General features: G+C 71.7%; 9 protein-coding genes. All 9 read left to right on the plus strand.

Annotation, left to right across the window (positions count from 1 at the left end; genetic code table 11):
* The first annotated feature begins 56 nt into the window (after positions 1 to 56).
* The 9 genes from ACZ4WQ_RS05800 (at position 57) to ACZ4WQ_RS05840 (ending at position 11146) form a co-directional block, all read left to right on the plus strand.
* Complete coding sequence (locus ACZ4WQ_RS05800; protein WP_311729725.1) at positions 57 to 1589, plus strand: sugar ABC transporter ATP-binding protein; 1533 nt, start codon at positions 57 to 59, stop codon at positions 1587 to 1589.
* Entirely contained in the window at positions 1579 to 3543 is a 1965-nt protein-coding gene (locus tag ACZ4WQ_RS05805) for an ABC transporter permease/substrate-binding protein (protein ID WP_361182761.1), read from the plus strand. The genes ACZ4WQ_RS05800 and ACZ4WQ_RS05805 overlap by 11 nt, the downstream gene beginning before the upstream one ends.
* Before the next feature lie 95 nt (positions 3544 to 3638).
* Complete coding sequence (locus tag ACZ4WQ_RS05810; protein ID WP_311729635.1) at positions 3639 to 4613, plus strand: ribokinase; 975 nt, start codon at positions 3639 to 3641, stop codon at positions 4611 to 4613.
* On the plus strand, positions 4610 to 5014 hold the full coding sequence (gene rbsD / locus ACZ4WQ_RS05815; protein ID WP_361182765.1) for a D-ribose pyranase: 405 nt from the start codon (positions 4610 to 4612) through the stop codon (positions 5012 to 5014). The genes ACZ4WQ_RS05810 and rbsD overlap by 4 nt, the downstream gene beginning before the upstream one ends.
* Before the next feature lie 286 nt (positions 5015 to 5300).
* Positions 5301 to 6131, plus strand: a complete 831-nt coding sequence (locus ACZ4WQ_RS05820) for an endonuclease/exonuclease/phosphatase family protein (RefSeq protein WP_311729637.1) — start codon at positions 5301 to 5303, stop codon at positions 6129 to 6131.
* Between the two features lie 480 nt (positions 6132 to 6611).
* Complete coding sequence (locus ACZ4WQ_RS05825) at positions 6612 to 7400, plus strand: AfsR/SARP family transcriptional regulator (RefSeq protein WP_398369265.1); 789 nt, start codon at positions 6612 to 6614, stop codon at positions 7398 to 7400.
* Between the two features lie 149 nt (positions 7401 to 7549).
* Positions 7550 to 7753 (plus strand): plantaricin C family lantibiotic, encoded by a 204-nt coding sequence (locus ACZ4WQ_RS05830; protein WP_311729639.1) that lies wholly within the window; start codon positions 7550 to 7552, stop codon positions 7751 to 7753.
* A 26-nt stretch (positions 7754 to 7779) separates the two neighbouring features.
* Positions 7780 to 7980: a class II lanthipeptide, LchA2/BrtA2 family gene (locus ACZ4WQ_RS05835; protein WP_311729640.1), complete on the plus strand. Its 201-nt coding sequence runs from the start codon at positions 7780 to 7782 to the stop codon at positions 7978 to 7980.
* A 127-nt stretch (positions 7981 to 8107) separates the two neighbouring features.
* Positions 8108 to 11146 (plus strand): type 2 lanthipeptide synthetase LanM family protein, encoded by a 3039-nt coding sequence (locus ACZ4WQ_RS05840; protein WP_398369262.1) that lies wholly within the window; start codon positions 8108 to 8110, stop codon positions 11144 to 11146.
* Position 11147: the final 1 nt, after the last annotated feature.

Genomic DNA, 11147 nt, shown 5'->3' on the forward strand with positions numbered 1-11147 from the left:
TACAGCCGCCGCAGGGCGTGCCGCCGAGCGCGGAGGGCGCGGCCGAGCTGCTGCGCATGGAGGGTGTCCGCAAGACCTTCCCCGGAGTGGTCGCGCTCGACGGCGTCGACTTCGACCTGCGCCGCGGCGAGGTGCACGTCCTGCTGGGCGAGAACGGCGCGGGCAAGAGCACGCTGATCAAGATGCTCTCCGGCGCCCACCGCCCCGACGGCGGCCGCATCCTCGTCGACGGCTCCCCGGCGCGCATCCACAGCGCCCAGGACGCCGAGCGGCTCGGCATCGCCACCATCTACCAGGAGTTCAACCTCGTCCCCGACCTCACCGTCGCGGAGAACATCTTCCTCGGCCGCCAGCCGCGCCGCCTGGGGCTGATCGACCGCAAGGCGATGCACCAGCGGGCCGCCGAGCTGCTGGCCCGCGTCGGGGTGGACGTCTCCCCCGCCGACCGCATCCGCGACCTGGGCATCGCCCGGCTCCAGATGGTCGAGATCGCCAAGGCGCTGTCCCTGGACGCCCGCGTCCTGATCATGGACGAGCCGACCGCGGTGCTCACCACCGAAGAGGTCGACAAGCTCTTCCGGATCGTCCGCACCCTGCGCGCGGACGGCGTCGGCATCGTCTTCATCACCCACCACCTGGAGGAGATAGCCGCCCTGGGCGACCGCGTCACCGTCCTGCGCGACGGCCGCAGCGTCACCCAGGTCCCGGCCTCCACCGAGGAGAACGAGCTGGTCCGGCTGATGGTGGGCCGCTCCATCGAGCAGCAGTACCCGCGGCAGCCCGCCGAGGCCGGAGCGCCCCTGCTCAAGGTCGACGGGCTGACCCGGAACGGCGTCTTCCATGACGTCGCCTTCGAGGTGCGCGCCGGGGAGGTGGTGGGGCTCGCCGGGCTCGTCGGCGCGGGCCGCACCGAGGTCGTACGCGCCGTCTTCGGCGCCGACCCCTACGACTCCGGCACCATCGAGGTCCTCGGCGAGCGGCTCCCCCGCCACGACGTGGGCGCCGCCATGGCCGCCGGCATCGGGCTCGTCCCCGAGGACCGCAAGGGCCAGGGCCTGGTGCTCGACGCCTCCGTCCAGGAGAACCTCGGCCTGGTCACGCTGCGCCGCGCCACCCGCGCCGGGCTCGTCGACCGGGCCGGACAGCGCCGCGCGGCGGCCCGGATCTCCGAGCAGCTCGCGGTCCGCATGGCCGGTCTGGACCAGCATGTACGCACCCTGTCCGGCGGCAACCAGCAGAAGGTCGTCATCGGCAAGTGGCTGCTCGCCGACAGCAAGGTGCTCATCCTCGACGAACCCACCCGCGGCATCGACGTGGGCGCCAAGGTCGAGATCTACCAGCTCATCAACGAACTCACCGCCTCCGGGCACGCGGTGCTGATGATCTCCAGCGACCTCCCCGAGGTGCTGGGCATGAGCGACCGGGTGCTGGTCATGGCACAGGGCCGGATCACCGGCGAACTGGGCCGCCAGGAAGCGACCCAGGACGCCGTGATGGCCCTGGCCGTGAAGGACGTCAAAACCGTCAACGCCGACGCCCTCGAGGCGCTCGGCGACGACAAGGAAAGAGAGGGCTCCCGTGGCCACTGACACGATCAAGCCCCGCCAGGTACGGCCGGGCTCCGGGGGCACGTCGGCGCTGCGCCGGGTGCTGCTCGACAACGGCGCGCTGAGCGCCCTGGTGCTGCTCCTCGCCGCCATGTCGCTGCTGTCCGGCGACTTCCTCACCACCGACAACCTGCTCAACGTCGGCGTCCAGGCGGCGGTCACCGCGATCCTCGCCTTCGGCGTCACCTTCGTCATCGTCTCGGCCGGGATCGACCTGTCGGTCGGCTCGGTGGCCGCGCTGTCGGCGACCGTGCTCGCCTGGTCCGCGACCTCTCAGGGCCTGCCGGTGTGGCTCGCGGTGATCCTCGCCGTCGCCACCGGCCTGGCCTGCGGCCTGGTCAGCGGCGCGCTGATCTCCTTCGGCAAGCTCCCGCCGTTCATCGCCACCCTCGCCATGCTGTCGGTCGGCCGCGGCCTGTCCCTGGTCATCTCCCAGGGCAGCCCGATCCCGTTCCCCGACTCGGTCTCCCACCTCGGCGACACCATCGGCGGCTGGCTGCCGGTCCCGGTCATCGTCATGGTCGTGATGGGCCTGCTCACCGCGGGCCTCCTGGCCCGTACGTACGTCGGCCGCGCCATGTACGCGATCGGCGGCAACGAGGAGGCCGCCCGGCTCTCCGGCATCCGCGTCAACCGCCAGAAGCTGGCCATCTACGCCCTGTCCGGCGCGTTCGCGGCCGTCGCGGGCATCGTGCTCGCCTCCCGGCTGTCCTCCGCGCAGCCGCAGGCCGCGGTCGGCTACGAACTCGACGCGATCGCCGCGGTCGTCATCGGCGGCGCCAGCCTCTCCGGCGGCGTCGGCAAGGCCTCCGGCACGCTCATCGGCGCGCTGATCCTCGCCGTGCTGCGCAACGGGCTCAACCTGCTCGAGGTCTCCGCCTTCTGGCAGCAGGTCGTCATCGGCGTCGTCATCGCGCTGGCCGTGCTGCTCGACACCGTGCGCCGCCGCGCCGGGTCCCGCCCGGGCGCGCCCGGCGGCGCCGCGGGTGGTTCCGCCGGCCCCGGGGGCAGGATGACGCCCGCCCAGATCGGCAAGTACGCGGTCGCGGCGGTGGCCGTGGTGGCGGTGGTGATCGGCGCCGCGGTGTGGCGCTCCGACTCCTCCGGCAGCGGCGGCAAGATCAAGGTGGCCCTGTCGGTCTCGACCCTCAACAACCCCTTCTTCGTCCAGCTGAAGCAGGGCGCGCAGGCGGAGGCCAAGGCCCAGGGGATCAGCCTCACCGTCACCGACGCGCAGAACGACGCCTCCCAGCAGGCCAACCAGATACAGAACTTCACCAGCCAGAACGTGAAGACGATCATCATCAACCCGGTGGACTCCGACGCGTCAGGACCGTCCGTCAGGGCGGCCAACAAGGCCGGCATCCCCGTGCTCGCGGCCGACCGCACCGTCAACAAGGCGGACATCGCCACGCTCGTCGCCTCCGACAACATCGCGGGCGGCAAGCTCGCCGCCAAGACGCTCGCCGAGCAACTCGGCGGCAAGGGCCGGATCCTGGTCCTCCAGGGCACCGCCGGCACCTCGGCCTCGCGCGAGCGCGGCCAGGGCTTCGCGGAGGGCCTGAAGGCCTACCCGGGCATCCAGGTCGTCGCCAAGCAGCCCGCGGACTTCGACCGCACCAAGGGCCTGGACGTCACCACCAACCTGCTCCAGGCGCACTCCGGGATCAACGGAATCTTCGCCGAGAACGACGAGATGGCGCTGGGCGCGGTCAAGGCCCTGGGCTCCAAGGCCGGCAAGTCCGTCAAGGTCATCGGCTTCGACGGCACCCCCGACGGCCTGACGGCGGTCCAGAAGGGCACCCTCGCGGCGACGGTCGCCCAGCAGCCCAAGGAACTCGGCAAGATGGCCGTGCAGAACGCGATCAAGATCGCGAAGGGGCAGAAGGTCGACCAGACGGTGAAGGTGCCGGTGAAGGTCGTCGCCGCGAAGTGACGCGGGTCCGGCCGGCCCCGCCCCGGGGCCGGCCGGAGCGCCCGAACCCCTCACTCACACACGCACATATGCAGCGAAGCGAAAGGACGTGCAGGATGCCCGACTACGACCTGCTGGTCGTAGGGTCGGCCAACGCCGACCTGGTGATCGGCGTCGAACGCCGCCCGGCCGCCGGGGAGACCGTCCTCGGCTCCGACCTCGTCGTCCACCCGGGCGGCAAGGGCGCCAACCAGGCCGTCGCCGCCGCCCGGCTGGGCGCCCGTACGGCCCTGCTGGCCCGCGTGGGCGACGACGCCTACGGCCGGCTGCTGCTCGAGTCGCAGCGGGCGGCGGGCGTGGACACCGCGGGTGTCCTGGTCGGCGGCGCGCCCACCGGCGTGGCGCTGATCACCGTGGATCCGTCCGGCGACAACAGCATCGTGGTCTCCCCCGGCGCCAATGCCCGGCTGAGCCCTGAGGACGTGCGGGCCGCCGCGGCGCTGCTGGCCTCGGCCCGTGTGGTCTCGCTTCAGCTGGAGATCCCGCTGGACACGGTCGCCACGGTCGCGGAGGTGGTCCGTACGGCACGGGGCGGCGCGGACACGGGCGAGGGCAGGGGCGAGGGCACGGGCGACGGCACGGGCGAGGGCGGCCCGCGGGTCGTCCTCAACCCCTCGCCGCCCGCCCCGCTCCCCGCCGAGGTGCTGGCCGTCTGCGATCCGCTGGTGGTCAACGAGCACGAGGCGCGCTTCCTGCTGGGCGACGACCCAGCGGGCCGCGAGGAGGCCCCCGAGGCCTGGGCGGCCGCCCTGCTGGCGCGCGGCCCGCGCTCGGTGGTGGTCACCCTGGGCGCGGCGGGCGCGTTGGTCGCCGACCGCGACCGTACGGCCCTGGTCCCGAGCCTCCCGGTCAAGGCGGTGGACACCACGGGCGCCGGGGACGCCTTCACCGGCGCACTGGCCTGGCGCCTGGGCCTCGGCGAGGACCTGGAGACGGCGGTGCGGTTCGCCGTACGGGTCGGCGCGGCCGCGGTGACCCGCGACGGCGCGCAGGAGTCCTTCCCCACGGCGGAGGAGGTCGCGGCGCTGTGAAGCGGTCCGGGATTTTCCATCGTCAGCTGAGCGGGGCGCTGGCCGAGTTGGGCCACACCGACACGGTGATGGTCTGCGACGCCGGGCTGCCGATCCCCGCCGGGCCCGCCGGTCCGCCCGTGGTCGACCTCGCCTTCGTGGCGGGGGTGCCGTCCTTCGAGCAGGTGCTGACGGCGCTGCTCGACGAGTTGGTGATCGAGGGCGCGACCGCGGCCCTAGAGGTGCGGGAGCACAACCCGTCGGCGACCGCCCTCCTGGACGGCCTCTTCCCCGGCCCGGCGCTGGAGCTGGTGCCCCACGAGGAGCTCAAGGCGCGGACGGCGGCGGCGCGGCTGGTGGTGCGCACGGGCGAGGCGCGGCCGTACGCGAATGTGCTGCTGCGCTGCGGCGTGCCGTTCTGACCGGCCGCCCGCCGGGCGCACACGCGGACATTTAAGGACATATTTCGAGGGGCCCGGCCATCGGCCGGGCCCCTCGTTTCCCCCTCCGCAAGGCTTCCTCTCGATCCCCCCGGATCCCCCCAGGAAGCCTGACGCCAGATACGACCCGCGCGGGGCCGGAAGGGTTGCACGAATTCCCGGAGTTTCGGCATCCTCCCCGCCGCCGCCCGCGCCGCATATGGTCGAGCCGGTGATGATCACACCGGGAGGGTGATCACGCGCGGGACCGGAAGGCGGGAGCGGCGGGATGCGGGTGATGACCTGGAACGTCTGGTGGCGGTTCGGCCCCTGGGAGCGACGCCGCGAGGCGATCCTCGCCACCCTGCGCTCGGTACGGCCCGATGTGCTCGGCCTCCAGGAGGTGTGGGCGGACGGCGCCGAGAACCTGGCGGGGTGGCTCGCGGGGGAACTCGGCATGCACTGGACCTGGGCCGCCTCCGACCGCCCCCAGAAGTGGCAGCGCCGCATCGGGGACCCGACCATCGACTTCGGCAACGCGGTGCTCAGCCGCTGGCCCATCGCCGAGCGGGACGTGGCCCGGCTGCCGGCCGCGGGCGGCCCGGACGACGGGCGGCTGGCGCTGTACGCCCTGGTGGACGCGCCCGGCCACGCGGTGCCGTTCTTCACCACCCACCTCAACGCCGACCCGCACGAGTCCGCGGTGCGCCGCGCCCAGGTGACCGCCCTGGCCCGGTTCATCGCCGAGCGCCGCGGCGCCACGCCCTTCCCGGCGGTGGTCACCGGGGACTTCAACGCCTGGCCGGACTCCGACGAGATGCGGCTGCACGGCGGCTACCGCACGGCCCCCGCCGTCCCCGGGCAGGTGCTGCTGGACGCCTGGGAGTACGCCGACCCGGCGGCGCCGTCGGCCACCTGGGACGCCGCGAACCCGTACGTGGCCCGGACCTTCGAGCCGAGCGCGCGCATCGACTACATCCACGTCGGCCCGCCGGGACCCGACGGCCTCGGCCACGTCCGCTCCGTACGCCGCGCGGGCGACGGACCCGTCGACGAGGTCGGCGTCTGGCCCTCCGACCACGCGGCGGTCGTGGCCGAGCTGGCGACGGGCGGCTGGTAGGCCGCCCGCCGCCGCTTCGGCAGGTGGCCACGAAGGCCGCGCCCGCGGCGAGGAATGTCTCTCCGACGATGTCGTCGACGTTCATGGGATGAACACGTCGGCGTACGAAGCATGGCTTCCTTCCGTAGCTTCCGCCTCTACATGTCCGAGCCTCCCCCGGATATGCGACAGAGGAATTCCCACGGTCGTCCGGGACGTCCCGGACGACCGTCGCGCGCGTCTCTGACCAGGCCGGACAGCGTCGACCGGGACCGGACGGCGGCGGACTGTCCGGGACGACGTCCATCCGTTGTTCCCCCCGGTCCGCCTTGGTAGGAATTTTGTTGCCGGCAATCAAGCGACATCACGGTCTGCTCGATCTCGACGAGCTGGAAAACGGGGAGAAGAGAGTTGACGGCCATAAACACAGCCATGAAAAGCGAGGGGAAAACGGCGGCCCTCTCGACCATCGACCGGGAACCGCGGGCAGCGGAATCGCTCATGCTCTTCAGAGTTCTCGGCCCCATGGAAGTCCTCGGCGGACACGAACCGGCCTCGCCGCTCAGGCGGGCCATTCTCACCGCCCTTCTGCTCCGCGCCGGGCAGGCCATCACGGTGGCCGAGTTCACCGAGTTGCTGTGGGACGAACCGCCCGCCTCCGCCGCGGCCAACATCCGCAGTCACCTCACGGCCCTGCGCCGCGACCTCGACGACATCGAACCGGGCCTGAGCCGGCGGGTGCGGACCTGTCGCGGCAGCCTCAGCGGCTACGCGTTGGACGTCGCCCCCGAGGAATTCGACGTGCCGATGTTCATGGTGTCCGCCCGGCACGGCCGGAACCTGCTCCTGCGCGGCGACGCGGACCGGGCGGTGGCCGCGCTGGAGAAGACGGTGGCTCTGTGGCGCGGTCCGTTCGGCCCGAGTCTGCCGCCGACCCGCTGGTTCGGCGCCCATGTCGCCGGGCTCAACAGCGCGCGCTTCGACGCGTACCAGGACCTGTTCACCGCGGCCGTTCTGGCCGACCGCACCGAGACGCTCTCCTATCGGATCGAGAGCGCCATCGCCGAGGCGCCCTATCGGCAGCGTTTCTGGGAGCTGCTGTCCGCGGTGCACTGCATCAACGGCGACGCCGTCGGCGCCCTGGACGTCATCGGCCGGTGTCAACGCCTGTTCGCCGACGACCTGGGGCTCGACCTGCCGCCGAACGTCGCGGCGATGCGGACCGCGGCGCTGAACTGGGACCGCGTGGAAGCCCAGCGCCTCGTGGCGGCGCTGGCGCCGGCCGCCTGACGCCTGTGCGGGCCGTATGCACGGCCTGTGCGCGAACCCCGCTCTTCGCGATGCGGCCAGTCAACAACGGCCTCGCAGACTGAATTCACGGGCCGCCGGAACAGCGGGGCGCTCGGCGCCCGTATTCAATCCGACGAAGGAGAAAGAAAATGCGTGAGGAATTCGAGGGCGACGTTCCCCTCGTGGAAGAGCTCGCGGAGCAGGACCTCCACGACGCCGCACAGAACGGCGGCACGATCGGCCCGGACCAAATGGCCCCCTTCATCATGCGCGTCAGTGCGCACTACGGAGGGAAGGGCGGGTTCGGATTGTTCTGCACCTTGACCAAGGAATGCCAGCCCAACTGCAACTGACGAACCAAACACAGAAGGGAATTGCCATGCAGAAGGACACGGACATCCTCGGCGCATGGGACGAAACCGAGCTCGTCGAACTGAGCGAGGCGGACGTCCACGGGGGCACCGGGCCCGCGTGCGTCGCCACCGGTCTCATCCTCGGTATCACCGCCATCCAGGCCGGGGTCGCCACCGCGGTCTCCGCCGCGTTCTGCCCCACCACCAAGTGCACCAGCAGGTGCTGAGCGCCGGGTGCCCGGTTCGGTGAGTGCGTAACGCATCGCGGTGGAACGGGGGCCCGCGTACGGGCCCCCGGTTCCGCCCCGTCCGCCAAATCCGGCGCGTCCACATGAATATGGAGTATGACGAGTCGTGAAAACCACAGCCCCGTACTATCCGGAACTGAGCGAAGCCCAGATCTCGGATGCCATTGCGCCGCTGGCGCAATTCGACGCACAGACCCTCGAAGTGTTTCGAGGCACAGAAAGTCCCCGTGCCACCGAGCTCCCGGCCATCCGCGCCGCGGTGGTGCAGTGGTGCGCGGCGCCCGAGCGTTATCCGTTCCAGAGGATCATCAGAATCGCCGCCGCCTCACTCGCGGACCCCGATCCTGTCACCCCGTTCGCGCCGCTGTTCGCCGATCCCCCGGCTGTGCTGCGGCAGTTGCTGGAGCGTGCCGAGGCCCGGCTGCGCGAGGTGTACACCAGGCCGTTGGTCGCCGCCATCAACCACGCACGCCGGCACGGTCGGCTCATGGGCGCGGACCCGGCTCTGCGGTACCAGCATTTCGTCGACCAGTCGATCCGCGGGTCCTTCGAGGAACTGAGCGGCCTGTCGTTTCCCGTACTGCGGCATGTCACACGCGTCGTGCTGACCTACGAGGCGCATAACTTCCGGGAGCTCTGCCAGAGGCTCACGGCCGACCGGGACGCGATCGCCGCCACCTTCGGCATCGACCCGGCGGACCAGGTCGTCTCCTGCGGGTTCGCCGACGGCGACGCGCACCACCACGGCCGCAGCGTGTCCGTCCTCGAGTTCCGGTCCGGCAGGAAGCTGGCCTACAAGCCACGGGACGTGTCCTGCGAGGCCGCGTACACCGTCATCGCCCGCGAGGCCAACGACTGGCTGGGCACCTCCCTGGTCGCCGCCAAGGTCCTGGAGCGGGCCGGCTATGGATACGTGGAGTACGTGGCGGCGGAGGACGTCGCCGACATCTCCGCACCGTTCATGCAGGCCAGTGGCGAGCTCGCCGCCGTGATGTACCTGCTCAACGCGCAGGACATGCATTTCGAGAATGTCGTGGCCACCCGCCGCGGCCCGGTGCCGATCGATCTGGAGACGATCCTCCAGCCCGTCCGGCTCCACCTCGGTACGCCCGCCGAGACACCGGACAATGCCCATCACAGGATCACACAGTCGGTCTACGGCATCGGGATCCTGCCCCTGCTCATGGGCGGCCGGGACGAGGACTCCGGCTATGTCGACCTCGGCTTCCTCGGCGAACAGGGCGGCGGCGAGTCGCCGTTCAAGTCCCTTCAGTTCGAGGCCCCGTTCACCGACGAGGTGCGACTGACGCTGAGCAAGCAGGCGGCGGAGGAACGGCAGACGGTCGTGGGGACGCTGAGCCAGGACGAGGTCCATGCGCTCGGCGAGGGGATGGCGGCCGGATTCGTCCGGGTGTGCCGCGCGGTGATGTCGGACAAGGGGCGCTGGACGGCGCTGGTGCGCAAGGCCGCCGCCGGTGTGCGCGTGCGCTACCTCCACCATCCGACGATGGTGTACGCGCAGACGCTGCGTACGGCGTCGAGCGCCCGGGCCATGAGCTACCGCGCGTCCTATCTGGCGGTGCTGAAGCGGGTGGCCATTGCCAGCCAGTCCGCCGCGCGCGCGATCGTCCGCTCCGAGCTGCGGCAGCTCGCGGGGCGCGACATCCCCTACTTCACCGTCGCCGCGGCGGACGTGGCCCTCATGGACGGCGAGGGCGCCGAGGTCGGGGCGGTGCTGACCACATCGCCACTCGATCTGGCCGCGGCGAAGGTCACCGCCCTGACCGAGTTCGAGGTGAGCGAGCAGCTGAGGCTCATCCGCTCTGCCTTCTCCTGCCGCTTCCCCGACGACCATCTGGCCTCGGCCGACGACTTCGAACCCCCGCTGCCCGGCGCCACGGCGGGCGGGCGGTCGACGGGGAACCCGGACGACACGCTCGCCGGGGTCGTGACCCGGCTGTGCGACACCATGGTCGCCTCGGCCCTGCCCGACCGGTACGCCGATCTTCCCCACACCTGGATCGGTCCGCTCGCCTCCGCCCAGTCCAATCGGCCATGGCCGCCCGCGGTGCTCGGATACGACCTGTACACAGGGAGGGTCGGCCCCGCGCTGGCCCTGGCGGCGGCCGGCCGCGTCCTGGACCACCCCGCCTACCGGGGCCTCGCCACACAGATCTTCTCGGCCATCGCGGAGGGCCTGTCCGATACACCGTCCGAGACATCGGACACACGGCAGACGGCGCCCTTCTCGGCCTACGCCGGATCGGCCGGCACGCCGTTCGCGCTGGCGGCGGCGGGCAGGCTGCTCGGACAGCCCGATTGGGTCCGCACCGCGCAGCAGGCGGTGCCCGATGTGCTCGATCTCGTGGGCGCTCACCCTGCCGCCGACCGGCCCCTGGACATGATCAGCGGACTGGCGGGCGTCCTGTCCTGCGTGACGGCGATCGGCGGACCGCACGCCGGCGAGTCGGCCGCCGCGCTGACGGCCATGCTCACGGACGCCCTGCGGCCGGACGCCCATCACCCCGTACTCGACCAGTCCGGCTTCGGACACGGGGTGAGCGGTGTCATCCACGCGCTGAGCCGGGCCTACCCGCGCCTGCCCGAGCAGCAACGAGGAACCGTTGACGCCACGCTGTCCCGCCTGATCGCGCGGCTGCGGGACTTCTACGCCCCTCGTGAGGGCGACTGGTACTCCAACGTGGCCACCCCCTGGTCCTTCGCCACCGGCTGGTGCCACGGCTCGGCCGGCATCGCGCTCGCCCTGAGCGCGTACGGCGCGATGACCGGCGACGAGTCGGTGGAGCGCATGCGGAAGGTGGCCGTGGGCAACATGCTCCGCCGTGGCTTCGGGCGCAATCTGACCTGGTGCCATGGGGATCTCGGCAACCACGACATCCTCTCCGCCGTGGCGAGCACAGAGGATTCGCTGCGCGCCGAGGTCGCGGTCATCGAGCGGACCTGGCTGCGCCCCGAGGTGTTCACCCGCAAGGCCGCGGACACACGGAGCCGGTACGCGCACACCAACAGCCTCCTCGTCGGGACCGCCGGGATGGTGATCCATCTCGTCAACCGCCTCGATCCGTCCGTCCGCCTGTCCCCCGTCGACCTGTCCCAAGTCGATCTGAGCGCGGAGGGCCGATGAC

The sequence above is a fragment of the Streptomyces sp. NPDC028305 genome, assembly GCF_055569495.1.

What these genes read in the sequence shown, in the direction of transcription:
- ACZ4WQ_RS05830 (WP_311729639.1), top strand. Translation starts at nt 7,550, where the DNA reads ATGCGTGAGGAATTCGAGGGCGACGTTCCCCTCGTGGAAGAGCTCGCG.
- ACZ4WQ_RS05800 (WP_311729725.1), top strand. Translation starts at nt 57, where the DNA reads ATGGAGGGTGTCCGCAAGACCTTCCCCGGAGTGGTCGCGCTCGACGGC.
- ACZ4WQ_RS05810 (WP_311729635.1), top strand. Translation starts at nt 3,639, where the DNA reads ATGCCCGACTACGACCTGCTGGTCGTAGGGTCGGCCAACGCCGACCTG.
- ACZ4WQ_RS05825 (WP_398369265.1), top strand. Translation starts at nt 6,612, where the DNA reads ATGCTCTTCAGAGTTCTCGGCCCCATGGAAGTCCTCGGCGGACACGAA.
- ACZ4WQ_RS05835 (WP_311729640.1), top strand. Translation starts at nt 7,780, where the DNA reads ATGCAGAAGGACACGGACATCCTCGGCGCATGGGACGAAACCGAGCTC.
- ACZ4WQ_RS05820 (WP_311729637.1), top strand. Translation starts at nt 5,301, where the DNA reads ATGCGGGTGATGACCTGGAACGTCTGGTGGCGGTTCGGCCCCTGGGAG.